This window comes from Microbacterium aurugineum (assembly GCF_023101205.1).
Lineage (GTDB): Bacteria > Actinomycetota > Actinomycetes > Actinomycetales > Microbacteriaceae > Microbacterium > Microbacterium aurugineum.
Genome location: NZ_CP078078.1, coordinates 2,268,515 through 2,292,185, shown reverse-complemented (window position 1 = coordinate 2,292,185; position 23,671 = coordinate 2,268,515). Strand labels below are relative to the sequence as shown.

At 67.7% G+C, this 23,671-nt stretch carries 28 protein-coding genes; 15 read left to right on the top strand and 13 right to left on the bottom strand.

Features of this window, described 5'->3' with window-relative positions; all coding sequences use genetic code 11:
• The first annotated feature begins 82 nt into the window (after positions 1-82).
• Together KV397_RS11100 and KV397_RS11095 are read left to right on the top strand one after the other, a co-directional pair.
• A complete protein-coding gene (locus tag KV397_RS11100) occupies positions 83-622 on the top strand; it encodes a DUF6264 family protein (RefSeq protein WP_261811280.1) in 540 nt (179 codons plus the stop codon).
• 30 nt (positions 623-652) lie between these two features.
• A complete protein-coding gene (locus tag KV397_RS11095) occupies positions 653-1,903 on the top strand; it encodes a hypothetical protein (protein ID WP_261811279.1) in 1,251 nt (416 codons plus the stop codon).
• Positions 1,904-1,984: 81 nt separating this feature from the next.
• On the opposite strand, the gene fbaA is transcribed toward KV397_RS11095, so the two are convergent.
• Entirely contained in the window at positions 1,985-3,013 is a 1,029-nt protein-coding gene (gene fbaA / locus KV397_RS11090; protein ID WP_047523221.1) for a class II fructose-bisphosphate aldolase, read from the bottom strand.
• 185 nt (positions 3,014-3,198) lie between these two features.
• Here fbaA and glpX point away from each other — a divergent pair, with 185 nt between their 5' ends.
• Together glpX and KV397_RS11080 are read left to right on the top strand one after the other, a co-directional pair.
• Positions 3,199-4,185 (top strand): class II fructose-bisphosphatase, encoded by a 987-nt coding sequence (glpX, locus tag KV397_RS11085; RefSeq protein ID WP_047523222.1) that lies wholly within the window; start codon positions 3,199-3,201, stop codon positions 4,183-4,185.
• Between the two features lie 203 nt (positions 4,186-4,388).
• On the top strand, positions 4,389-4,679 hold the full coding sequence (locus KV397_RS11080) for a hypothetical protein (RefSeq protein ID WP_261811278.1): 291 nt from the start codon (positions 4,389-4,391) through the stop codon (positions 4,677-4,679).
• 30 nt (positions 4,680-4,709) lie between these two features.
• Here KV397_RS11080 and KV397_RS11075 read toward each other — a convergent pair whose 3' ends face one another.
• Positions 4,710-5,999 (bottom strand): DNA recombination protein RmuC, encoded by a 1,290-nt coding sequence (locus KV397_RS11075; RefSeq protein WP_261811277.1) that lies wholly within the window; start codon positions 5,997-5,999, stop codon positions 4,710-4,712.
• 63 nt (positions 6,000-6,062) lie between these two features.
• Positions 6,063-6,665 (bottom strand): 3'-5' exonuclease, encoded by a 603-nt coding sequence (locus KV397_RS11070; RefSeq protein ID WP_134353299.1) that lies wholly within the window; start codon positions 6,663-6,665, stop codon positions 6,063-6,065.
• A 59-nt stretch (positions 6,666-6,724) separates the two neighbouring features.
• Between KV397_RS11070 and KV397_RS11065 the strand changes: the two genes are divergently transcribed.
• The gene (locus KV397_RS11065; protein WP_131491867.1) at positions 6,725-7,465 is read left to right on the top strand and encodes a class I SAM-dependent methyltransferase; all 741 of its coding nucleotides are present in this window, start codon (positions 6,725-6,727) and stop codon (positions 7,463-7,465) included.
• 67 nt (positions 7,466-7,532) lie between these two features.
• On the top strand, positions 7,533-8,606 hold the full coding sequence (gene ychF, locus KV397_RS11060) for a redox-regulated ATPase YchF (protein WP_261811276.1): 1,074 nt from the start codon (positions 7,533-7,535) through the stop codon (positions 8,604-8,606).
• Between the two features lie 18 nt (positions 8,607-8,624).
• On the opposite strand, the gene KV397_RS11055 is transcribed toward ychF, so the two are convergent.
• Together KV397_RS11055 and KV397_RS11050 are read right to left on the bottom strand one after the other, a co-directional pair.
• Positions 8,625-8,981, bottom strand: a complete 357-nt coding sequence (locus KV397_RS11055) for a YciI family protein (protein WP_131491869.1) — start codon at positions 8,979-8,981, stop codon at positions 8,625-8,627.
• Complete coding sequence (locus KV397_RS11050) at positions 8,978-10,243, bottom strand: RNA polymerase sigma factor (protein ID WP_261811275.1); 1,266 nt, start codon at positions 10,241-10,243, stop codon at positions 8,978-8,980. Before KV397_RS11050 ends, KV397_RS11055 begins: the two co-directional genes overlap by 4 nt.
• A 578-nt stretch (positions 10,244-10,821) precedes the next feature.
• Here KV397_RS11050 and KV397_RS11045 point away from each other — a divergent pair.
• The 5 genes from KV397_RS11045 (at position 10,822) to KV397_RS11025 (ending at position 14,474) form a co-directional block, all read left to right on the top strand.
• A complete protein-coding gene (locus KV397_RS11045) occupies positions 10,822-11,103 on the top strand; it encodes a type II toxin-antitoxin system RelE/ParE family toxin (RefSeq protein WP_315972127.1) in 282 nt (93 codons plus the stop codon).
• On the top strand, positions 11,090-11,392 hold the full coding sequence (locus tag KV397_RS11040; RefSeq protein ID WP_131491872.1) for a HigA family addiction module antitoxin: 303 nt from the start codon (positions 11,090-11,092) through the stop codon (positions 11,390-11,392). The genes KV397_RS11045 and KV397_RS11040 overlap by 14 nt, the downstream gene beginning before the upstream one ends.
• A 125-nt stretch (positions 11,393-11,517) precedes the next feature.
• On the top strand, positions 11,518-12,090 hold the full coding sequence (locus KV397_RS11035; protein ID WP_261811274.1) for a hypothetical protein: 573 nt from the start codon (positions 11,518-11,520) through the stop codon (positions 12,088-12,090).
• Between the two features lie 12 nt (positions 12,091-12,102).
• Positions 12,103-13,764 (top strand): ABC-F family ATP-binding cassette domain-containing protein, encoded by a 1,662-nt coding sequence (locus KV397_RS11030; protein ID WP_261811273.1) that lies wholly within the window; start codon positions 12,103-12,105, stop codon positions 13,762-13,764.
• 134 nt (positions 13,765-13,898) lie between these two features.
• Positions 13,899-14,474 (top strand): alpha/beta fold hydrolase, encoded by a 576-nt coding sequence (locus KV397_RS11025; RefSeq protein ID WP_131491875.1) that lies wholly within the window; start codon positions 13,899-13,901, stop codon positions 14,472-14,474.
• Positions 14,475-14,489: 15 nt separating this feature from the next.
• On the opposite strand, the gene KV397_RS11020 is transcribed toward KV397_RS11025, so the two are convergent.
• From KV397_RS11020 to KV397_RS11010, 3 genes are all read right to left on the bottom strand, one after another.
• Positions 14,490-14,834 (bottom strand): helix-turn-helix domain-containing protein, encoded by a 345-nt coding sequence (locus KV397_RS11020; protein WP_153243823.1) that lies wholly within the window; start codon positions 14,832-14,834, stop codon positions 14,490-14,492.
• A 107-nt stretch (positions 14,835-14,941) separates the two neighbouring features.
• A complete protein-coding gene (locus tag KV397_RS11015) occupies positions 14,942-15,241 on the bottom strand; it encodes a Fe-S cluster assembly protein HesB (protein ID WP_047523232.1) in 300 nt (99 codons plus the stop codon).
• Positions 15,242-15,348: 107 nt separating this feature from the next.
• On the bottom strand, positions 15,349-15,858 hold the full coding sequence (locus KV397_RS11010; RefSeq protein ID WP_227991513.1) for a GNAT family N-acetyltransferase: 510 nt from the start codon (positions 15,856-15,858) through the stop codon (positions 15,349-15,351).
• A 90-nt stretch (positions 15,859-15,948) separates the two neighbouring features.
• On the opposite strand from KV397_RS11010, the gene KV397_RS11005 reads away from it, so the two are divergent.
• Complete coding sequence (locus KV397_RS11005) at positions 15,949-16,494, top strand: Dps family protein (RefSeq protein WP_131491877.1); 546 nt, start codon at positions 15,949-15,951, stop codon at positions 16,492-16,494.
• A 20-nt stretch (positions 16,495-16,514) separates the two neighbouring features.
• Here KV397_RS11005 and KV397_RS11000 read toward each other — a convergent pair whose 3' ends face one another.
• A complete protein-coding gene (locus tag KV397_RS11000; protein WP_131491878.1) occupies positions 16,515-17,030 on the bottom strand; it encodes a DUF6328 family protein in 516 nt (171 codons plus the stop codon).
• Between the two features lie 66 nt (positions 17,031-17,096).
• Between KV397_RS11000 and KV397_RS10995 the strand changes: the two genes are divergently transcribed.
• Positions 17,097-17,303: a hypothetical protein gene (locus KV397_RS10995; protein ID WP_131491879.1), complete on the top strand. Its 207-nt coding sequence runs from the start codon at positions 17,097-17,099 to the stop codon at positions 17,301-17,303.
• A gap of 16 nt (positions 17,304-17,319) precedes the next feature.
• Here the strand turns inward: KV397_RS10995 and KV397_RS10990 are convergent, their stop codons facing one another.
• Entirely contained in the window at positions 17,320-17,913 is a 594-nt protein-coding gene (locus KV397_RS10990) for a 1-acyl-sn-glycerol-3-phosphate acyltransferase (protein ID WP_131491880.1), read from the bottom strand.
• 95 nt (positions 17,914-18,008) lie between these two features.
• Here KV397_RS10990 and KV397_RS10985 point away from each other — a divergent pair, with 95 nt between their 5' ends.
• A complete protein-coding gene (locus KV397_RS10985) occupies positions 18,009-18,155 on the top strand; it encodes a hypothetical protein (RefSeq protein WP_165875417.1) in 147 nt (48 codons plus the stop codon).
• A 34-nt stretch (positions 18,156-18,189) separates the two neighbouring features.
• On the opposite strand, the gene KV397_RS10980 is transcribed toward KV397_RS10985, so the two are convergent.
• Positions 18,190-19,668 carry a DHA2 family efflux MFS transporter permease subunit gene (locus KV397_RS10980; protein WP_261811272.1) on the bottom strand — a complete coding sequence of 493 codons (1,479 nt, stop codon included), beginning with the start codon at positions 19,666-19,668 and terminating at the stop codon, positions 18,190-18,192.
• Between the two features lie 164 nt (positions 19,669-19,832).
• On the opposite strand from KV397_RS10980, the gene KV397_RS10975 reads away from it, so the two are divergent.
• The gene (locus KV397_RS10975; protein ID WP_261812669.1) at positions 19,833-21,887 is read left to right on the top strand and encodes an ABC transporter ATP-binding protein; all 2,055 of its coding nucleotides are present in this window, start codon (positions 19,833-19,835) and stop codon (positions 21,885-21,887) included.
• A gap of 16 nt (positions 21,888-21,903) precedes the next feature.
• Here the strand turns inward: KV397_RS10975 and KV397_RS10970 are convergent, their stop codons facing one another.
• Positions 21,904-22,677 (bottom strand): SDR family NAD(P)-dependent oxidoreductase, encoded by a 774-nt coding sequence (locus tag KV397_RS10970; protein WP_261811271.1) that lies wholly within the window; start codon positions 22,675-22,677, stop codon positions 21,904-21,906.
• Between the two features lie 33 nt (positions 22,678-22,710).
• Positions 22,711-23,658, bottom strand: a complete 948-nt coding sequence (locus KV397_RS10965; protein WP_134353334.1) for a glycosyltransferase family 2 protein — start codon at positions 23,656-23,658, stop codon at positions 22,711-22,713.
• Between the last annotated feature and the right edge of the window lie 13 nt (positions 23,659-23,671).

Sequence of the window (23,671 nt, the reverse complement as noted above, 5' to 3'; positions counted from 1 at the left end):
CGTATCCGGGCGTGATGCGGTGTCACGCTGTCCGGCCGCTTCGCTGTGAGCCGTGCGAAGCCGGGACGGTTAGCATGGCGGGATGACCGATCAACGTCCGCAGTACGGCGAACTCGCAACGCCGGAGGAGCAGCGCCGAGCCGCCGGCTTGCCGCCGCTGGACGAGGTCGCCGTCGCGCCGCCGACGCCTTCCGTCGCACCGACCGCCGCCGCTGCGTCCCCGGCACCGGGTGATGGCTCGACCACGCGTCGGCGCCCCGTGGATCGGCTCGTGACGATCGCGCTTCTCGCGTACGGCTTGGTGAACGTCATCGTCACGGGGCTGTCGTATCTCGACCTTCCGAACGTGATGAACGAGACCATGAGGATCCTCGGCATCGACGGGGAGTTCACGAACTTCGCGCAGGGACGCACGTGGGGCACGATCGGTGCGATCGTCCTGGCCGTCGGGTGGGCGATCACAGCTGCACTCTCCATTCGTCGCCTGCGTCGCGGGCGTCTCGCGTGGTGGCTGCCGATCGTGGGTGCGATCGTGACGGGGATCATCGTCTCGATGTGCATCGCCGTCCCGATGATGAGCGACCCGGCGTTCACGGCCTACCTCACGTCGGTCGGGCCATAGCGGCGGCCGACGCCCCGGTACTGTCGAAGGATGCTTCAGAACAGCTTCGGCGTCCACATCTCTTCTGCGTCCGTCGATCGCGGCGATGGCTCCGACCCTCGGTCGCTCGCGCACGACATCCTGGCCGGTCTGCGTGTCCCCGCGGGCGTGCGGGATGCGGAGGACGAGTGGGATGATGATTCCGCCGCCCTGCTCGCGATCCCGGTGACCGACGATGGGCATGTGCTGACGCTCACCGAGGAGGACCGGATCGCGTCGACGCTCTCTGTCGTCGACCTGCGCGAGGCCTTCCGATCTCAGGGGCTCACGCTCTGGCTGGAGGACGGCACCGATCCTGACGACGACGGATTCGACGCCGAAGACGCCGACGACGCCGAAGTCGTGGAAGACGAGGAAGATCTGGAAGACGAGGAGCTCGACTCGGACACCTCGACCTTCACCCTCCCCACCGTGCAGGTCTGCGCCTTCTCGCATCGGGGTCCCGCCGTCGCGCGCCTGCTCTCGTCGATTCGTCGGATGGTGGTGGATCACCAGGAGTCCGGGGAATGGTCTCTCCAGCAGTTCGAGACCTCGGAGCCGACGGGCGATTGGACCACCTCCCGGGCGGAGCTGCCCGTGATCGAGCTGAACCGCGTCGACTCCGACGCCTGGATCGAAGTGACGCCACCGAAGGGAGGCCCGATCCCGTTCTGGATCGATGCCGAGCGCGGCACCCGACCCGTTCTCGACATCGAAGCCATCCGTATCCCCGAGACGGCGGAGATCTGCCGACGGCTGCTCGCTGAGGGGGACGGAAGCCGTGATGAACTCCTCGAGCTCGCCGCGATGGTGCGGCTCGATGTGGATGCGGCCCATCGCGCGCTGATGCCGGAGTCGCTGGGGGGAGTGGTCGGTACCGAAGCTCGTCAGCGTGCGTTCCTGGCAGCGTTCGGGATCGCGCCCGACTTGATCGACGCGGCGTTCGGCGGTCAGACTGCGCGTCCGAACCGACGGTTCCTGCCTCTGGGGCCGTGGGCGACGGTGCGGGAGACGGCCATCGCCGGCGTTGGAGAGTTCACGGCTCTGACCCGTCGGGACCGACCCCTCGCACGCCTCGGAGACGCGATTCGGCGGCGGCCGGTGGTCGGGATCGCGCTGGCACTGGCGGAGTTCTCGGCCGGAATGTGGCTGACCTCACGGACGCGCGGAGGCGGCAGGTCGTTCGGCGTCCTGCTCGTCGTGGACGCGCTGATCGATCTCGCGATCTGGATCACACGCATCCGTCGCGGACGCCAGGGATAGGTCGTCCGGCAGCCGGACCGACCCCCAGACGAGAGATGCCCCGGCCGTCGCGGCCGGGGCATCTCTTTCGACGCGGAAAGGTCAGCTCTGGGACTGACCGTACGAGCCGAGCTGACGGGTCGACTCCACCACGCGGGCGGCCATCGCCGTCTCCGCGATCTTGCCCCAGGCACGCGGGTCGTACTGCTTCTTGTTTCCGACCTCGCCGTCGACCTTGAGCACGCCGTCGTAGTTCTTGAACATGTAGTCGGCGATCGCGCGCGTGTACGCGTACTGCGTGTCGGTGTCGATGTTCATCTTGATCACGCCGTTGGCGACAGCCAGCGCGATCTCATCATCGGTCGAGCCGGATCCGCCGTGGAAGACCAGGTCGAGCGGCTTCGCGCCCGTGTTGTACTTCGCCGCGACCTGCGCCTGGATCTCGCCGAGGAGCTCCGGGCGAAGCTTCACGCCACCGGGCTTGTACACACCGTGCACGTTGCCGAACGTGAGGGCGGCGATGTAGCGACCCTGCTCGCCGAGGCCGAGTGCCTGCACAGCCTGGTCGACGTCGGCGAACGTCGTGTAGAGGGCTTCGTTCGAGCCCTCGTGCTGCACACCGTCCTCTTCGCCGCCCACGACGCCGATCTCGACCTCGAGGATGGCGTTGATGTTCTTCATGCGGGGGAGGAGGTCCTTCGCGATCTCGATGTTCTCCGCGAGGGGAACCGCCGAGCCGTCCCACATGTGCGACTGGAAGATCGGGTTGCGCCCGGCCTTGACCTCTTCCTCGGAGGCGGCGATCAGCGGCTCCACGAAGCCGGCCAGAGCGTCCTTCGGGCAGTGGTCCGTGTGCAGAGCCACCGTGACCGGGTAGTTCTTCGCCACCTCGGTGGCGTATCGGGCGAACGCGAGCGCACCGGTGGCGCGGGCCTTGACGGTGTGGCCGGCGAAGTAGTCGGCACCGCCGGTGGTGACCTGGATGATGCCGTCGGAGCCGGCCTCGGTCAGCCCCTGGAGGACGGCGTTGATCGTCTGCGAGCTCGAGACGTTGAAAGCGGGGTATGCGAAGCCGCCGGCCTTCGCGCGGTCGAGCATTTCGGCGTACTGATCCGGGGTGGCGACGGGCATATGAACTCCTGCGGTAGGTGAAGCCGGGACAGGTGCCACTCTATCGGGGCGCATACGGACTTGCCGCAGACGTGACGGGGCGCGGGCGGCCCAGCTTCTGCGGTGACGTTAAGAATCGAGATTCCTTCGTTGTCACGGGCAGGAAAACCGGGCAGTTCCGCTTCTCCGCTCGCTAGGCTGACCGCATGGTGAGTCTGACAGCGGATCTGAGCCCTCTTCGTCCCGATCGAAACCTCGCGATGGAGTTGGTCCGTGCGACCGAGGCCGCAGCCATCCGCGCGGTCCCCTTCATCGGGCGGGGTGCGAAGGAAGCCGCGGACGGTGCCGCCGTCGATGCGATGCGCGCGTTCCTCGGCACCGTCGACTTCCAGGGCCGTGTCGTGATCGGTGAGGGCGAGAAGGACAACGCGCCCATGCTCTTCAACGGCGAGGTCGTCGGCACCGGCCGCGGCCCGCTGTGCGACATCGCCGTGGATCCCATCGACGGCACCTCGCTGACCGCAGCCGGTCGCCAGAACGCACTCTCCGTGATCGCGGTCTCGGACCGGGGGACGATGCTGGACGCCTCCTCCGTCTTCTACATGGACAAGCTGGTCACGGGGCCCGCCGGCGTCGGAGTCGTCGACATCCGCCTTCCGATCGGCGAGAACATCCGCAAGCTGGCCGGTGCGCTCGACAAGCCCGTCGATGAGATCGTCGTCTCCGTGCTCAACCGTCCGCGTCACGAGCGGTTGATCCAGGAGATCCGCGATGCCGGGGCCGGTACCCGCCTGATGAGCGACGGCGACGTCGCCGGCGGGATCAACGCAGCTCGGCACGATGCCCGCACCGACATGTGCGTCGGCGTCGGGGGGAGCCCGGAGGGAATCGTCACCGCGTGCGCCATCAAGGCCCTGGGCGGACACATCCAGGGACGCCTCTGGCCGCGCGACGACGAGGAGCGCCAGCGGGGGATCGACGCCGGCCTCGACATGGACAAGGTCTACGAGGCCGATGACCTGGTGCAGGGGAGCAACACGATCTTCGTCGCGACCGGTGTCACGGACGGGCAGCTCGTCGCCGGGGTACGGCGTGAGCGGGGATACGTGTACACCGAGAGCGTCGTGCTTCGCGGTGCCTCCGGAACACTGCGTCGTATCGCCTCGGAGCACCTCGTCTCGAAGTGGCTCTGAGCTTGCGTGTCCCCGGTTTCCGCCCGGTCTGAGGCCGCGGCCTCGCGGTGACGGCCACGCGGCGCATCGGGTCATCGTTATCGAGCCGGTATCGGTTCCGAGTGGCGTGAGCCACGCTTTCGGGAGCGCCGTGTCACAATTGTCACTGGGTTTGTCGCCGTGGACGGAGCCGCAAGGCACCGCAGGCACAGGAGGGCGAACGGATGACAACGCAGCACACGAGCGGCTCGAAGGCCGCCGCGACGAAGATAGTCACCACGAACACGGGGCGTATTCTCCGGGTGAGTGCCGATGCCGAACCCGGTCTCGGTGCCACTCCTCCCGTGACACCTCCACCCGCAGCTCTGGTGGATCCCGCGCGTCGCGCTGACGTCCTGTTCCGGGTCCGTCGCGACGAGGGTCACGAGATCAGCGCCTGGTGGATGATCGGAGCCTTCCTCGCGACCAGCGGCCTGGTCATTCTGCTTCTCAGCGGCGTCCCCGGCATCGCCTGACCTCGTCTGTCGCACCCCCGACGCACTCGGTCACGGCGTCGACCTCTCGTCTTCTGCCAGGCGTGCTCGCACGTCGCCGACGTCAGCGGTGACTGCCGCGTCGCTCACGCGCTCCACCGTGACATCGGCGCTCTCGGGAAGATCGTCTGCGGCGAGCAGCTCGGGAGCCGTGAAGCGGCGTGCGCTCGCCGCGGTCGACGGGGGCACGGAGGCGAGCGCGGTTTCGTCGACCCCCGGGAACTGTCGGGCCGTGACCAGCACACGCGTCTCGAGGGAGCCGGCGAAGCGGTTGTAGCTGTCGACCGTCCGCTCCAGAGCGCGGCGCAGATCGTCGGCGTGCCCGGCGAGGGTTCCCAGGCGGTCGTACAGCTGCGTGCCGAGCGCGAGCAGGGTGCGGGCCTCGGTGGACACTTCCTGTTGCGTCCAGGTGAAGGCCACCGTCTTCAGGACCGCCCACAGGTTGACGGGTGACGCGAGTGCGACGCGGCGGCTGAATGCGTAGTCGAGCAGCGTCGGATCCTCATCGATGGCGGCGGCCAGAAGCGATTCGCTCGGTAGGAAGCAGATCACGAACTCCGGGCTCGCGTCGAGGCCGGTCCAGTACGCCTTCTTCGCCAGCGCGTCGATGTGCGCGCGGACCGCCCTGACGTGCTTCTGCATGTGCGCGCGGCGCTGTGATTCGTGTGCGTCTCCCTGGGGAAGTGCGGAGGCCTCGAGATAGGCGTCGAGGGGCACCTTGGCATCGACGGCGATCGAGCTGCCGCCCGCGAGACGAATGACCATGTCGGGTCGTCCCTGTCCGCGGTCGGAGGAGATCGTCGCCTGCAGGTCGAAGTCGATGTGCCGAGTGAGGCCGGCGGCTTCGACCACACGGCGGAGCTGAGTCTCGCCCCAGACACCGCGCGTGGCGGTCGAGCGCAGGGCTCCCGCGAGTGATTCCGTGGTTGCCCGCAGTGCCTCGTCGGACTCCTGGGCGCGACGCAGCTGCTCCTCGAGCGTGCCGAACTGCGCGTGACGCTCCCGCTCGATCGCGGCGACCTTGGTCTGCATCTGCTGCAGACTCTCCCGCACCGGCGCGAGGGCGGTCAGGACGGCATTCTGCTGCTGGACTCTCTGGGCTTCGGCGCGCTGCTCGGTCCTGGCATGCTCGACGGCGTCGCGGTAGAGGTCATATTGGCGGTCACGGTCGTCGCGCGCAGCCGCGAGTTCGGCCTGCGCACGGGCGAGCTCCGCGGCTCCGCGGCCGGCCCGCAGCAACCAGCCCACCGTGACGCCCGTCGCGAGGGCGACGAGGACGAGAACGACAGAGAGTGCATCCATGTGTTCATGATGCTCCCGGCGTCCGACATTCCGAGGTCGCCGCGCACGCGGATGAGCGGTGGATCAGGCGACCGCGCGCTCCAGTGCGGGCGCGACAGGGGGGACAGGGGCGGTCACGCGCAGACTCAGGGCATCGGCGAGGGCGAAGACGTCGGCGGCGCCCGCTCGGGCTGCCGCGTCGATCACGATCTGTGCGCATGCGCGGGCGTCTGCGAGAGCGTCGTGATGTGCGAACTCCGCGAAGCCGGCGGCGGCTGCGGCCACGGGCAGGCGATAGGACTCGAGCTCGTACGTCTTGCGAGCGACCTGAAGGCTGCACAGTGAACGGTAAGGCGGGCAACTCTGCCCCGTGGCCTCGGAGGCGCGGCGCAGGACGTTGAGGTCGAACCCGGCGTTGTGGGCGACCAGCACGTCGGCTCCGGCGAACGCGCACAGGCGGTCGAACTGGTCGACCCACGTGGCGGCCGAAAGCACATCCTCGGGCTGGATGCCGTGGATGCGAACGTTCCACTCCTGGAACTCGTCGTGCCCGGGCGGTGGCTGGATCAGCCATCCCGTGGTGGCGACGACCTCGCCTCCGCGCACACGGACGAGTCCGACGGAGCAGGCCGAGGCAGGACTGGAGTTCGCGGTCTCGAAGTCGATCGCAGTGAAGTCCAAGGGCACACAACCACTCTCCCTCCGAGCGCGCCGAGCAGCACGCAGACTCGCCGTAGGCTGGCGGCATGGCTGAGGAGATGGCGACGTCGTTCGGAGCACAGGCCGGGGACTACGAGGTCGGACGGCCTGAGTACCCTTTCGATGCGGTCGCGTGGATGCTGGAGAAGATGCCGGTCGGCTCGCGGCGGATCGCCGACGTCGGCGCGGGCACGGGGAAACTCACCAGGGTCCTGGCCGGGGCGCCGGACGCGGAGATCGTCGCGATCGATCCGGATCCGAAGATGCTCGCCGCGCTTCGGCTCGCTGTGCCCGGCGTGCCGACGTTCGCGGGCACAGCGGAATCCCTTCCGCTCCCTGATTCCAGCCTGGACGCCGTGGTGCTCGGGCAGGCCTGGCACTGGGTGGATCCGGTCACCGGCTCGGCCGAGATCGGTCGCACGGTGCGCAGTGGGGGAGTGCTCGGCTTGATCTGGAACATCCGCGACGAGCGCGTCTCTTGGGTGCGGCGCCTCACCGAGATCATGCACGGCAGCAATGCCGAGGTCATGCTGGCCGACGGCGGGCCCGAGGTCGCCGCGCCGTTCGGGCCGTTGGAGGAGGAGTCGTGGGAGTGGGTGCGTCCGATCTCGCGCGACCACCTGCACCGGATGGCGTCCTCGCGCAGCTTCGTCATCACCGCCCCCGCCGAAGAGAAGGCGCGGATCCGGCGAGAGATGGACGACCTCTTCGACGAACTCGGACTCGACGGCGAGAGCACGATCGATCTGCCCTATGTGACCAGGGCGTTCCGAGCGATCCGGGACTGAGCCGCTCGCGACGGAAGCGCCTGGTTCCGGCGATCCCGTCAGGCGGGGCGAGGTAGACTTATGCCCCGTGGCTCTCACTATCGGCATCGTCGGCCTGCCCAACGTCGGCAAGTCCACTCTCTTCAACGCACTCACCAAGAACGACGTGCTCGCGGCGAACTATCCGTTCGCGACGATCGAGCCCAACGTCGGCGTGGTGAACCTGCCCGACCCGCGTCTGGAGAAGCTCGCCGAGATCTTCGGCAGCGAGCGGATCCTCCCGGCTGCGGTGTCGTTCGTCGACATCGCCGGCATCGTGCGCGGCGCGAGCGAGGGAGAGGGACTCGGCAACAAGTTCCTGGCGAACATCCGCGAGGCCGATGCCATCGCGCAGGTCGTCCGTGGGTTCGCCGACGACGACGTCGTCCACGTCGACGGCACGGTGAATCCCGCGTCCGACATGGAGACGATCAACGCCGAGCTCATGCTCGCCGACCTGGAGACCGTCGACAAGGCGATCACCCGGTATGAGAAGGAAGTCCGCGGCAAGAAGATCGAGCCCGTCGTGCTCGAGACCGCGAAGGCGGCGAAGGACGCTCTGGAGCGTGGCGTGCTGCTGTCGGTCGCCGGCATCGATCTGACGCCGATCCGGGAACTCGGTCTGCTCACCTCGAAGCCCGTCATCTTCGTGTTCAACGTCGACGAGGCCGTGCTGACCGACGATGCGCGCAAGGCGGAGCTCGCCGGTCTCGTCGCTCCCGCGAAGGCGATCTTCCTCGACGCGAAGATCGAGTCCGAGCTCATCGACCTCGATCCGGAGGATGCGGCAGAACTGCTCGCGTCGACCGGCCAGGACGAGTCGGGCCTGGACCAGCTCGCCCGCATCGGCTTCGACACCCTCGGCCTGCAGACCTACCTCACGGCCGGTCCGAAGGAGGCTCGTGCGTGGACGATCCCCAAGGGTTCGAAGGCGCCGCAGGCGGCCGGTGTCATCCACACCGACTTCGAGAAGGGCTTCATCAAGGCGGAGATCGTCTCGTTCGACGACCTGGTCGAGACGGGCTCCGTCGTGGAAGCCCGCGCCAAGGGCAAGGCGCGCCTCGAAGGCAAGGACTACGTCATGCAGGACGGCGACGTCGTGGAGTTCCGCTTCAACAACTAGCGTCATTCTTGGTGACGATCACTCCTGATCCCACGGCAGCCTCACCTGCGGCAGGATGTAGATGCGGCCGAGGGTCGCGACCGGATGCCTAGTCATGTACTCGGCGGCTTCGTCGATCGAATCGGCGGTGATGAGGTCGTAGCCGGCGAACCACTCCTTGAACTCGGGGAACGGGCCGTCGGTGATCAGGGCGCGGCCGTCACGGACGACGACGGACTTCGCCTGCTCGGGACCCGCGACAGGTGCCCCCTCGCCCAGACGTCCCGCCGCTTCGCCCTCGGCAGCCCAGCGTTCGAGCATCGCCTGGTCCTCGGATTGGGTCAGATCGGTGCCGGTGGGGTCGGACATGTGGATGACGAGGTACTTGCTGCTCATGAGAGTTCTCCATTCGATGGTGCGAGCTGATTCCGTCGGCGGATGAGGTGAGTGGTCTCGGCGGTGTTCGCGGCCAGACCGATTGCGCGGTCATAGGCCGCTCGGGCGTCGGCGGAGCGGCCGGTCGCGCGCAGCAGTTCCGCACGGGTGACGTGGAAGGCGTGGTGGCTGTCGAGCGCGTCGGCGAGTCGGTCGATGATCGCGAGAGCGAGGTCGGGTGAGTCGTGTTCGGAGATCGCGATGGCCTTGTTGAGGGTGACGAGTGGACTCGGGTCGATCTCCTCGAGCCGGGAGTAGAGGCTCGCGATGCGCGCCCAGTCGGTGTCACGCGGGTGCGGGGCGGTCACGTGGGCGGCATTGATCTCCGCGAGTAGCCGGTATCTGCCGGAGGGCTCATCAGCCTCCCGTGATCCGAGCAATTGCAGACCCTCAGCGATCAACTCTCGATCCCAGGACCCCCGATCCTGCTCATCGAGCCGCACCAGCTCACCGTCGACCGAGACGCGGGCCTGAGAGCGGGCGTCGGTGAGCAGCATCAACGCGAGCAGACCGACCACCTCGGCATCGTCAGGACGGAGTCCCTGTGCGAGCCGGGTGAGTCGGATCCCCTCGGCGGTCAGCTCGCGCCGGATCGCGGGCGTGTCGGGGCCGGAAGCGAGGTATCCCTCGTTGAAGACGAGATACAGCACAACGAGGACGGCATCGATGCGCTCGGGGAGGTCCTCCGCCGTGGGGATCGCGAAGGGGACGCCGGCCGCCTTGAGCTTCGCTTTGGCCCGGCTGATCCGCTGACCCATGGTCGTGTCCTGCACGAGGAACGCGTGGGCGATCTCGGCGACGGTGAGCCCGCCGACGATCCTCAAGGTCAGCGCGACGCGCGCGTCGAGCGAGAGCGCCGGATGGCAGCAGATGAACAGCAGCCGAAGCCGATCATCCTCGATGGCGCCGGTCGGGGCGGCGGGTTCCGGATCGTGCAGCCGCAGCGCCTCCCAGTGCTTCTCGTCTCGACGCGCCTCACGTCGCAGCCGGTCGATCGCCCTGCGATTCGCTGTCGTGGTCACCCACCCGGCAGGGTTCCGCGGTATGCCATGTGCTGGCCAATGCTCGACAGCGGTCGCGAACGCCTCCGCGGTCATCTCCTCGGCCAGGTCGAGGTCTCCGAACCGCCGCGTGAGTCCCGCGACGATCCGCGCCCACTCCTCCCGATGCGTGCGCGTGATCACCGTCGCGACATCCTGAGTGTCGTCCCGGGGTTCCGGCATGGCCATCATCTCCTCGCTACATATACTCCGAGCGGGCCGTTCAGCTTGCGACAGTCTTCCGGAAAAGCCGCCGGATCGGTGTGCGGTCGGAAGACTTTCGCCGCGGGCCCTCGGCCTCGGCGGCCGCCCTGCGTTCAGCGGCAACGCGACGTCGCTCCGCCTCAACCATGGCCCGCCGGGTCTCGGCCTGGTGATAGATGATCGTCAACATCGGATCCATAAACATGGAGGAGGCCCTTCCTGATCGGGCCGGAATCGTTGCATCCGGCTATCAGGACCACGAACGGGCGCGGCTCATTTCGACACCGGCGTGACAGTGACAGGTTCTGTTGGCCTGATCGCGGTGGTATGCCACCGTTTCGCTTCCATGTGACAGATCACATGAATCATCGCGGAGAGGCCTGAGCGCTTTCAGGACATGTCCGGATGGGGTGCGGCACAGCTTTGTGCCGACTTCATTTCGTGCTCGCCGGTGTGCCGCGAATCTGGCGATCCTATGAGGCTGCTTGGTTATGGCACGTCGTGGGGTCCCGGTATAACGTCTAGCATCATTAACGGGGTCCGTTATATTCTTGGGTGTGATCAGATCGTTCGGGAGCAAGGCGACCGAACGTCTGTGGCGTCGTGAGCGCGTACCGTCGGTCGATCCTCGGATCCTCTCGGTGGCGTTGCGCAAGCTTCGGCAAGTGGGGTCTGCAGAATCGATTGACGATCTTCGTCTCCCGCCAGGAAACCGGCTGGAAGCTATGAAGGGTGATCGAGCCGGCCAATACAGCATCAGAGCCAATGACCAGTGGCGGATCTGCTTCGTGTGGACCGACGCTGGCCCAGAGGAGGTGGAGATCGTTGACTACCACTGACAAGATTCCCCCGATTCACCCGGGTGAGGTCCTCATGGAGGACTTCATCAAGGGTTTCGAGATCACGCAGAACAAGCTCGCTGTCGCCATCGGTGTGCCGCCGCGTCGGATCAATGAGATCGTGCACGGCAAGCGGGGGATCTCGGCTGATACCGCCCTGCGGCTTGCGCGATACTTCGGTGTCTCGGCACAGTTCTGGCTCAATCTTCAGACGCGCTACGAACTGGATCTGGCTGAGGATCGTGCCGCCGAGCAGATCGCGGCGATCAAACCACTTCAGGCTGCGTAGCGCAGCCTTTGGTGGTGGAACTCGGTGGGGTTCCGCCACCACAACTGACTCCCACCGGTCGGAGGACCCATGGTGATCGATGAGACCCGGCCGACACCGGAGCTCGGCGAAACCGGGAGGTAGTGATGGAAGTCGAGACACCGGATTCGTATCCCGCCGCGCTCGGGAGACGCCGCGCGCTGGTCATCCGTGTCTGCCTGGTCATCGTCATCGTCGGGCTCGTGGTGAGCGGGGTCACCGCCTTCCCGCTCCGTGAAGAGTTGTCGCTCGGGCGCGACATCCTGAACAACACGGGCCTCAGCGCGACCTTCCCCGACGTCGCCTTCTGGGTGCAGCGGGTAGCGGAAGGGCTCGACGTCACCGGGAACGACTATCCGTTCCTGGCCTATGGCACGGATTGGCTGGCGTTCGCGCACTTGGCCATCGCGGTGGCCTTCATCGGTCCGCTCATCGATCCAGTGCGCAACGTGTGGGTGACCATCTGGGGCCTCATCATGTGCGCGGGTATCGTCCCGCTGGCGGTGATCGCCGGAGCCATCCGTGGTCTGCCGATCGGTTGGCAGCTCATCGACATCTCCTTCGGGGTCGTGGCTGCCGTGCCTCTCACGATCGCACTCGTGCTGACGCGACGACTCGAGAGATCGAATGTCGTCACCGCTGTCGGAGGAACCGCGTCCGTGCACCATTCGCACGGGTGACAGGATTGACGGATGACCGCAACACTCGTGGCCCAAGGGCTGGCCGGCGGGTACGGCCACCGCACCCTGTTCGACTCCCTCGACCTGACCGTCACCGCGGGTGATGTCGTGGGCCTCGTCGGGGCCAACGGTGCAGGGAAGTCGACCCTCCTGAAGCTGCTGGCCGGTGTCGACGAGCCGCAGGCCGGGACCATTCGGCTCTCGCCGGCGGATGCCTTCGTCGGATGGCTCCCGCAGGAACACGAGCGCGTCGCGGATGAGAGCGTGGTCGGCTACATCGGACGCCGGACCGGGTGTGCGGCGGCGACCAGAGACATGGATGCTGCCGCAGCGGCCCTCGGGGATCCGTCTCTCGCTGCGCCTGGCACAGACCCCGCCGACACCTACTCGGCCGCGCTGGATCGTTGGCTGGCCAGCGGGGCGGCAGACCTCGAAGAGCGGCTTCCGGCAGTGCTCGCCGACCTCGGCCTCGATCTGGGCGAGGATCCGGCCCACACGCTGATGACATCGCTGTCGGGCGGACAAGCGGCGCGCGTCGGTCTGGCCGCACTGCTGCTGTCGCGCTTCGACATCGCGCTGCTGGACGAGCCGACGAACGATCTCGACCTCGACGGCATCGAGCGGCTGGAGGCGTTCGTGCGCGGCCTCCGCGGAGGTGTCGTCGTGGTCAGCCACGATCGCGAGTTCCTCGCCCGATGCGTCACCCGCGTCCTGGAGCTCGATCTCGCGCAGGGGAGCAACCGCGTGTTCGGCGGCGGCTACGACTCGTACTTGGAGGAGCGGGCGACGATCCGTCGACACCAGCGCGAGAAGTACGACGAGTTCGCGGACAAGAAGGCCGACCTCGTCGCCCGTGCCCGCACCCAGCGTGAGTGGTCGAGCCAGGGCGTGCGCAACGCGATGAAGAAGGCGCCCGACAACGACAAGATCAAACGCAAGGCGTCTGCGGAGTCGAGTGAGAAGCAGGCGCAGAAGGTGCGTCAGATGGAGAGCAGGATCGCTCGGCTCGAAGAGGTCGAGGAGCCGCGCAAGGAATGGCAGCTCGAGTTCACGATCGGTTCGGCGCCGCGTTCCAGCTCGGTGGTATCCACGCTGAGTTCCGCCGTCTTCCGACAGGGATCCGTCCAGCTCGGCCCGGTGTCGCTCCAGGTGAACGCGGGGGAGCGGATCGGCATCACCGGACCGAACGGCGCCGGGAAATCGACGCTGCTGCGCGGGCTGCTCGGGCGGCAACTCCCCGATGAGGGAACGGCGAGCCTCGGTGTGAGCGTGCAGATCGGCGAGATCGACCAGGCCCGTGCGCAGCTCGTCGGCACGCAGCCGCTCGCCGGCGCCTTCGAGGAGCTCGTGCCGGAGATGGCGTCCGGGGAGGTGCGCACGCTCCTCGCGAAGTTCGGTCTCAAAGCCGATCACGTGATGCGCGCCGTCGATGAGCTCTCGCCCGGGGAACGCACCCGCGCAGGACTGGCGCTGCTGCAGGCGCGGGGCGTCAACCTGCTCGTGCTCGACGAGCCGACGAACCACCTCGACCTGCCCGCGATCGAGCAGCTCGAACAGGCGCTCGAGTCCTACGAGGGCACTCTGCTGCTCGTCACCCATGACCGTCGGATGCTCGCGACCGTGAAGACCGACCGGCACTGGCGGGTGGAGGCCGGGCAGGTGACGGAGGTCTGAGCGGCAGCGTCGGCCGGAGAGCACATGCGGCTAGGCTGGAGGACGGCGGCTCCGGCCGCGGTCCGGCCGCTGGCGTCCGCCGTGGACGTCCCGCCTGAGTTCCTGACACCGACGGCACGAGGAGATTCACGCCGATGACCGACACCCAGATCTTCGAACCCGACGGTCGCGCGATCCCGTTCGTCGATGAAGGCGACGGTCCTGTCAAGCTCGTCCTGATCCAGGAGCGCGATCTGGCGGCGGACGTCCTCGGTGTCGTGGCGCACTACCTCGCCGAGGAAGCGGGATTCCACGTGCTGCGCATCGGCCATCGAGCCGAGGCCAAGCGCGAAGAGGTCTCCCTCGACGATCGGGTCGAGGACGCCCTCGCCGTGATCGACCACGTCGGGTTGGGTGATACCTGGATCGGCGGGCACGGCTTCGGCGGCACGGTCGCACGGGCCTTCGCCTTGGCGCACGCCGACCGGGTGAACGGTCTCGCACTGCTCGGTGTCGAAGAGAACGACCTGCCTCTCGCGCCGGTGATGCCCGTGCTGATCATCCAGGGCACCAAGGACCTCGCCAATCGGTTCGCCAACGGTGAGCAGCTGCAGTCCACGGCACCCGAGCGCGCGAGCGTCAAGAGCATCGACGGCGCTGATCACCTGTTCCCGATGACGCACCCGATCGAGACCGCGGTCGTCATCGAGGAGTACCTCGACTGGGATTGAGCCCCTGACGGGCGCTCAGCGCCCCTGACGCTTCTTGTACGGCTTCGGCTGCCCCTTCACCGCGGGCGCCCGGCCCTTGCCCTTCGAGGCTTTGGCCTTGCCTCCGGCCGGGGCAGGGGCGCTGCGCACCGGCTCCGGTGCGGCGGCCACCTCGGCCCGCGCCTCCACCAGCAGAAGTTCGCCGACGGGCGTCAAACGCGTGGGCCCGTCGCGATGGACGATCGGGTGACCCACCTCGGCCTCGAGTTTGTCGATCGAAGTGTAGAGAGAAGCCAGCGGGATGCCGAGCTTCTCCGCCGCGCGCGGGAAGTGCAGTTCGTCCGCGAGGACGACGAAGCGGCGGAGCAGGGAAATCTTCACGATGGCCTTTCGACTGCGCACACGGGCGTGCGAGCTCGCTCCAGGTTACGCGGTGCAGACAGACGGATGCCGCGGCCGAGTCGGCCGCGGCATCCGGAATCCTTCGGTCAGGCGACCTGCGGTGTGACGGCGAACGACACGGAGCCTTCGTCGTCGACGCCGGCATCGAGGATCTTGTCGTCGAGGGCGGCGACAGCGGACTCGTCGAGGAACAGCCGGGTACCGGCGACCTCCACGACCTGGTCCTGCGGCTCCGGGTCGGTGGCGACGAGCACGGCGAGACGTGCACTGCCCTCCGGGCCCTGGGCCTCGGTCGAGTGGATGCGGAGCCCGGCGTCCGGGGCGTCCGTCTGACGGCTGACGAGAGTCGTCACGATTGCGGAGGCGTTGTCGGTGAGGGTGAGCACGAGACTCTCCTTCCGGTTGGGGCATGCCGCGGTCGCGACATGTCCTGGCTACGATGCCCGACGTCGGGAATGCTCTCAACCCCCTTGCGCGTCCTCGGAGGAGACTCTTACCCTGCTCGCAGGTTCTTGCGGAGGAACACCTGCGCGGTGCCGTCGCCGTCCGGAACGCGCTCGTGCTCCTCATACCCGCACGATCGGTAGAGGCGGATGTTCGCTTCGCTCAAGCTCCCCGTGAACAGCTCCGCGACGTCCGCTCCGGACGCCCTCTCGGCGCTCTCGAGCAGTAGTCTGCCGATTCCCTCGCCCTGCACGTCCGGTGCGATCGCGATCCTGCCGATCAGCAGCAGACCGTCTCTCTCGACGTAGCGGATGGCGCCGACGAGGCGCCCGTCGATGCGCGCGGTCAGTCCCGACTCGGAGCGCAGCTCTGCTTCCAACTCGGAGAGCGTCTGGGTCAGGGGCGGCATGTCGACACTGCCGTAGATGGCGGCTTCCGAGACGAAGGCAGCGCGTTGCACCGTCAGCACCTCGCCGGCGTCCTCATCGCTGATCGGAGAGATGACGATCTCCGATTGCGTCTTTTCCTGGTCTTCGTTCACGATGTCCGCGTCACTCACGCGTGTCAGATTCCGGGTTCCGCCCCCGCGGTGTCAACCCCCTCGCTCTCGGTTGCGCGCCGGATTAGCGTCAGCCACAGGAGGTACATCATGGCGAAAAGCACGACCACCAAGAAGACCGGCGACTCGACGAAGCACGCGGCGAAGACGACCAGGCAGCAGAACGCGGAGAAGGGCTTCACCGCCTCGAAGACCCTTGCGGACAACCTGCAGGCCGTGCTCGTCGATCTGCTCGATCTCGCGATCCAGGGAAAGCAGGCGCACTGGAACGTCGTGGGGCGCAACTTCCGCGACACGCACCGCCAGCTCGACGAGATCATCGACGATGCACGCACCTTCAGCGACACGATCGCGGAGCGCATGCGAGCCTTGCATGCCGTCCCCGACGGGCGCAGTGCGACCATCGCGAAGACGAGCTCGCTTCCCGAGTTCCCCGCCGGCGAGGTCTCGACCACCGAGACGATCGACCTCGTCACGGAGCGACTGGAGGCGGCGGTCGGAACAGCACGAGACGTGCATGACGCCGTCGACGAGGAGGACCCGACCTCTGCGGACCTCTTGCACGCCATCATCGAACGGCTCGAGCAGTTCGCATGGATGGTCAGCGCAGAGAACCGGAGCCCAGCAGGACGCTGACTGCGGGTACCGCGGGGCCGTCACTCGGTGGCGGCTCCGCGGGCGTGGGCGCTGCCGCGCATGATCCGCGGAAGCGCCGCCCACAGCGCCGTCACGAGGACCAGCGCCGCGATGAGCGCGATGATGCCGGCGACGCGGTTGACCGTGAAGTCGATGATCAGCGTCGTCACGCCGATGGTCAGCGCGCCGATCACGACGAGGTCGATGCGGACGATCCGCGCCGCGATCCGCACCAGCTCCGGCTTGCGACGCCGACCGAACAGTGCGCGGTGCATCCCCACGGGTGCGAGGGCGAGAATCGTCGCCACCGCCGCGAGCGCGACGAGCACGACGTAGAGATCGCGCTGGAGCGCGTCCATGTCGGTGAAGCGTGGCTGGAAGGCGACCGCGAGGAGGAAGCCGGTGAGGATCTGGGTCCCCGTCTGCATGACGCGAAGCTCCTGGAGAAGCTCTTCCCAGTTGCGATCGGCCCGCTCGTTCGCGGTCTCGTCACGGCCGTCGAGACCGTTCCCTCCACCCGAAGGATCTGATGTCATGGTCTCAGTGTGGTTTCCCCGCTCGGCCGCTGTCCAGACGCTTGCATCCGTGGAACGAAAGAAGGCATGATGACGCTCCCTCCGATCCGCGACTGGTGGCCTGAACTCTCCGAAGACGGGCGACGGGCCGTGCTCGACGCCGACAGTCCGCACCTCGACGAGGCGGTGCGCGAGGAGATCCGCGTGATCACCGGTGCAGTCGTCGGGATGGTGGAGTCCTTGAGTGACGAGGATCTCGAGTACGCCCGTGCACACCCCGCGAAGGCGGGCTGATCGCCGGAACCCGCGCTTACGCGGTGTCGGGCTCCGTGGTCTCGGCGCCTTCCTCACGCAGTCGCGGTTCGGTGCGACGCTCGGGCCGCGCGCCGGCCTTGTCCGCGTAGAACGCTCGGATCCGATCCATGTCGGCCGACACATCGCCGGTCAGATCGATGGTCGGACCGAGCCCGCTCGTCATGGTCGTGCGATCCACGAAGCCGAGCGTCACCGGCATACCTGTCTCGCGAGCGATCCGATAGAACCCCGACTTCCAGTACTCGTTGCCGCCTCGGGTGCCGTCAGGTGTCACGACGAGCCCGAAGACGGTACCCGCGTGCACCTGGCCCACGACGTCGTTGACCACCCTCGCGGGGTCGGCACGGTCGACGGGGATTCCGCCGAGCCCACGCATGATCGGCCCGCGCCATCCACGGAAGAGGCTCTTCTTGCCGAGCCAATGAACGTCGATGCCGAGTCGCCAGGCGATCGCGAGCATCAGCACGAAGTCCCAGTTGGACGTATGCGGAGCGCCGACCAGAACGGTCGGCCGCGTCGGCGCTGCCTCGCTCACGAGCGTCCATCTGCTGAACGCCCAGAACATGCGGGCGAGGAGTCGTTTGACCATCCCTCAACCGTACGGGAGAACCGCGGTCGATCTGCGGGCATGTCCGACCGTGCGGATCCGGCGCCACCCCTTCCCGACAGGCGTAGCATCGAGGGATGAAGAACACGCGGCAGGATTCCGTGCAGCAGGACGAGCCCGTCGGGCTGAAACCGCTCCTGGATTCCCTGAACCTGCTCGAGGGCGAAGCTGCGGGCTACTGCAGCAATGGCGTCTGCCAGTTCCCCGCGCCGAAGAGCGAGTAAGAGACAGACGCCATCGCGGGCAGCCTCCGAACGATCAGTGTCCGGCGGGCAGTGCCTCGCCGGCATCGTCGGAAGGCTTGCGGACGAACGGGCTCAGCGTCACGGCCGCGAGCGAGATGAACGCCGCGATCAGGAACGCCGTGCGAGCACCGGGAGCACCCGCGACCGCGGTCGACAGGCCCTCCTGCTCTCCGGCATGCAGGATCGTGGAGTAGGTCACCAGCAGCAGGGCGACTCCGGTGGCCCCGGCAACCTGCTGCAGGGTGTTCAACACCGCGGAACCGTGGGAGTACAGGGAGCGCTGCAGCGAACCCAGCGAGGCGGAGAACAGCGGCGTGAACGACATCGCGAGCCCGACCGACATGGCCGCCTGGACGATGATGAGCGCCCACCAGATGGTGTGTTCGCCGACCGTCGAGTAGAAGAACAGCGACGACGAGACCAGGATCGTGCCGGGGATGAGCAGCGGGCGAGTGCCGCGGGCGTCGTAGACACGGCCCATGATCGGCCCGAGCAGTCCCATCAGCAGGGAACCGGGGAGGAGGATCAGGCCGGACTGGAGCGGGTTGAGCCCGGCGACGTTCTGCAGGTACTGCGGCAGGAGCGTCAGGGTGCCGAACATCGACAGCGCCAGGATCGACATGATGATCACGGACAGCGTGAAGTTGCGGGAGCGGAAGACGCGCAGATCGAGCAGTGCGTCATCGATGCGCTGCAGCAGGAGCTGACGCCAGACGAACAGCCCCAGCGACAGCGCACCGACGATCAGCGAGATGATGCCGGCGGTCTCACCCGATCCGCCCTCGGCACCGAACTGGCTGAGCCCGAACACGACGCCGCCGAAGCCGAGCGCTGCGAGCGGGATCGAGAGGATGTCGAGCGGGACGGACCGGGTCTCACCCAGGTTCGTCATCCACTTCACTCCCATGAGGAGGGCGATCAGCGAGATCGGCAGGATGATCCCGAAGAGTGCGCGCCAGCTGGCGAACTCGAGCACGGCACCGGCGAGGGTCGGACCGATCGCCGGAGCGAGCGAGATCACGAGGCCGACACGGCCCATCATGCGGCCACGCGACTGCGGTGGCACGACGTTCATGATCGTCGTCATCAGCAGCGGCATCATGATGCCGGTGCCGGCGGCCTGGATAACGCGACCGACCAGCAGCACGGTGAAGCCGGGTGCGACGAGGGCCACGAGGGTGCCGAGCGAGAACGCGGTCATCGCGGCGATGAAGACCTGGCGCGTGGTGAACCGCTGCAGGATGAAGCCCGTGGTCGGGATCACGACTGCCATCGTGAGCATGAACGCGCTCGTGAGCCACTGGCCGAGCTCGGGCGGGATGCCCAGGTCGGTGTTCAGGTGGGGGATCGCGATCCCCATCGTGGTCTCGTTGAGGATCGCGACGAAGGCGGCGACGAGCAGCAGCCAGATCACGCGCATGTCGGTGCGGGAGATCTCGCCCCCTGCCGTCGCGGGGGTCGTCGAGATGGAGCCGGTATCGACGGCAGACATGGGCGGCCTCCAGGGCGAAGAAGAAACGGAATTCGCGAGAGTTCGCAAGAGTCAATCAGCGTAACGGCAATCGCCGACATTTCATTCCGAACTCACAGATATCCGTGGAGGACGGGTGCGCGGGCCGTGATGTCCCCGCGCGTGGGTACGCTGGCGCCATGAGCATGGGCGGCGGCATGGGCGGCGGACACCGCGGTGGGTTCCGCGGAGTCGACGAAGACGCGCAGCGGAAGCTGAACGCCGAGGCGCCACGGATCGCCGGGCTGGGTTCGCGGGTGGTCTCGCTCTTCAGCGCCTATCGCTGGCGCATCTTCTTCACGGGGATCCTCGTCATCGTCGGCGCCGCGATCGCCGTCGTCCCGCCCCTGATCGTGCAGCGCATCTTCGACGACGCGCTGTTCCCCGTCGCCGGGGGAGGCCCGCACCTCGAGCTGCTGGCCTGGCTCGTCGCCGCGATGGTCGGCCTGTTCCTGCTCTCCGCGGTGCTCGGTGTCGCCCAGACCTGGCTGACGTCCACGGTCGGCAACAACGTGACGGGCGATCTGCGGGTCAAACTCTTCGAGCACCTGCAAGCGATGGAACTCGGCTTCTTCACCCGCACCAAGACGGGGGTCATCCAGTCCCGGCTGCAGAACGACGTCGGCGGGGTCTCGGGCGTGCTGACCAACACCGTCACCAGCATCCTGGGCAACGTCGTCACCGTGATCGCCTCGCTCGTCGCCATGATCCTGATCGATTGGCGTCTGACGCTCATCGCCGTCGTCATGATGCCGTTCCTCATCTTCGTCCAGCGCCGTGTGGGCCAGGTGCGTGCGCGGATCGCCGGCGAGACGCAGGAATCCCTCTCCGAACTGACCTCGATCACGCAGGAGACGCTGAGCGTGTCGGGGATGCTGCTGTCGAAGGCGTTCAACCGCCAGCGCACGGAGTCCGAGCGCTATCAGGCGGAGAACCGCAACCAGGTCGTCCTGCAGGTGCGGAGGGCGATGAGCGGTCAGGGCTTCTTCGCGGTCGTGCAGGTGCTCATGGCCAGTGTGCCCGCCGTCATCTACCTCGTCTCGGGGTATCTGATCGCGGGCGGAACCGGGGCCATCACCGCAGGAACCGTGGTCGCGTTCACGACGGTGCAGGCGCGACTGCTCATGCCGTTGATGGGACTGATGCGTGTCTCCCTGGACGTGCAGACCTCTTCGGCATTGTTCGCGCGCATCTTCGAGTACCTCGACCTGGTGCCCGAGATCCAGGATGCCCCCGACGCGATCACAGTCGACGAGGCTCCGGGTCCGCGCGGAAGGCTCGAATTCGCCGACGTCGTCTTCCGTTACCCGGACGCGTCCGCCGAGGCACGTGCGACCTTGGACGGGGTCTCGTTCGTCGCGGAACCGGGACAGCACGTCGCCTTCGTCGGACCGTCCGGCGCAGGCAAGACCACGATCCTCTACCTGGCTCCGCGTCTGTATGAAGCCAAGGGGGGCGCCGTGCTGTTCGCCGGTGCCGATGTCCGGGAACTCTCCCAGGAGTCGATCATCGACCACGTGGGCATCGTGTCGCAGGAGACGTATCTCTTCCACGCCACCATCCGCGAGAACCTTCGCTATGCCAAGCCGGATGCGACCGAGGACGAACTGATCGCGGCCTGCACGGCTGCCAACATCCACCACATCATCGCCGGGTTCGAGCAGGGCTACGACACCGTCGTGGGCGAGCGCGGGTACCGGCTCTCCGGTGGCGAGAAGCAACGCATCGCGATCGCCCGCGTGCTGCTCAAGGATCCGCCGGTCCTGCTCCTCGACGAGGCGACCTCCGCTCTCGACACCGTCTCGGAACGTGTCGTGCAGGAGGCGCTGGATGAGGCCGCGAAGGGACGGACCACGCTGTCGATCGCGCATCGACTGTCGACCGTGATGGGGGCGGATGTGATCCACGTCCTCGAAGCCGGGCGCATCGTCGAGTCCGGCACGCACACCGAGCTGCTCGCGCTCGGCGGCCTCTATGCCGAGCTCGCAGCGGAACAGGTCGCGGCGTCCCGCGTGCTCGATACCGAGGCCGCAGTCGAACAGGCCGTGACCGGCGGAGCCCCCGCCCCGCTCGCCGATCGTCGTGCGGACAGGGCGCCCGCCGACTCTGCGGGTGCCGATGCGGTCGCGACGATCACGGCGGCGGTGCCGTTGCTCGCGGAGCCTCGGCCCGATGAGCCGATCTACCCGCCGGAGTCCTGAGCCGCTGTGTTCGGCCTCAGTGCACCGAGAGGCCTCCGTCGACGAACAGCGAGTGTCCGGTCACGTAGGCCGAGCCTGCGCCGGCGAGGAAGACGGCAGCACCGGCGAAGTCGCTCGGAAGACCGTTGCGGCCGATCATGGTGCGTGCCGCGAGCTCGGCGATCTTCGCAGGATCCTCCTGAAGGCGGGCGTTCAGTGGGGTGAGCACGAACCCGGGCACCAGGGTGTTGCTGGTCACGCCGGTGCCGCCCCATGCCTCCGCCTCAGAACGCATGAGCGACTCCACAGCTCCCTTGGACGCACCGTAGATCCCGCTGCCGACGAAGGCGCGGTGGGCCTGCTGGGAACTGATGTGGATGAGTCGGCCGTAGCCGCGTTCCACCATGCCGGGTGCGTATCGCTGTCCGAGGAGGAAGGGAGCGAGCGCGTTGACCGTCATGGTCGCATCCCAGTCGTCCTCGGTGATCTCCGGGAACGGAGGGCGGATGTTGATCCCGGCGGAGTTCACGAGGATGTCCGGTTCGCCGAACGGCTCCGTGGCCGCCTCTGCGACCGCGTGGATGCCCGCACGGGTGCGGAGATCGCCGACGACCCCCGCGGCGCGGCATCCGTGCGCGCGGAGCTCTTCGACGGTCTCGTCGATGCGCGCCTCACCGCGGGCGACGATGACGGTCGCGGCACCGGCGCGGGCGAGCGCGGTGGCGATGCCCCGGCCGATCCCGGAGCTGCCGCCCGTCACGACCGCCGTGCGGCCGTCGAGGGAGAAGAGAGAGGAGAGGTAGTCGTGCATGTCGTGGGTACCTGTTCGGTCGGAGGGCGTGCGTCACCACGCGAGCGCGGCGGCGATGGCGGGGTCGGGCGCGGCGTCGGCGAACTCGGGGAGTGCCCGGAGCTCCGCGATGAACGCATCGACCTCGGCCGCGTAGGCCGGGTCGGGGTGGGTGCTCGCGATCTCGAGCAGGGGTGCGATGTCCATCGCGAGGATCAGGTCGAGGCGGGCGGTGACGGATGCGCGGGCACCCGCGTCGTGCAGGACGCGGATGCCGCCACGCAACGCCGCGAGGTAGTCGCGCAGGACGGACAGCTGCGACTTGCTCTGCGTGATCGACGTGCCGTCGGCGCGGAGGCGCCATCGCACGACGACATCGGGGATCACGTCGAAGGCGCGCGCCCGGGTGTACATCAGCTGCGCGACCACCTGATCTTCGTACGCGACACCCTCGGGGAATCGGAGGTCCCGCCAGAAGGCGGTGCGGCTCACCTTCGACCACGCGACGATGTTCGACACCGCCTGCGGGTGCGCGGTGAGGGTCGTGCCGAGTCGCTCCGGAGAGGTCGCGGCCGCCACCCAGGGCTGCACCCGCCCTGCGACGTAGCCGGACCCCTCCGGGCGGGAACGCACGTACGCACCGGCCACGAAGTCGCTTCCGGTGTGGTCGAGCGTGCGGGTCATCCGTGCGAGCGCATCGGGGAGGAGCTCATCGTCGCCGTCGAGGAATCCGAGGTACCGGGTGTCGACGCGGTCGAGTCCGAGGTTGCGCGCGGCTCCGAGGCCGCGGGAGGCCGGGTGGTGGATCGCCGTGAAGCGTCGGTCCGCGGCCGCAGCCGCATCGAAGATCGCTCCCGTGTCGTCGGTGGACCCGTCGTCGATGAGGATCGCCCGCCACCGGCGCTCGGTCTGCGCACGCAGGGAGTCGAGGGCTGCGGGGGCGAAGGCGGCGATATCGCGTCCGGGGACGACCAGCGTCACGATCGGGTCGGAGGCAGTCACCAGCTGAGTCTAT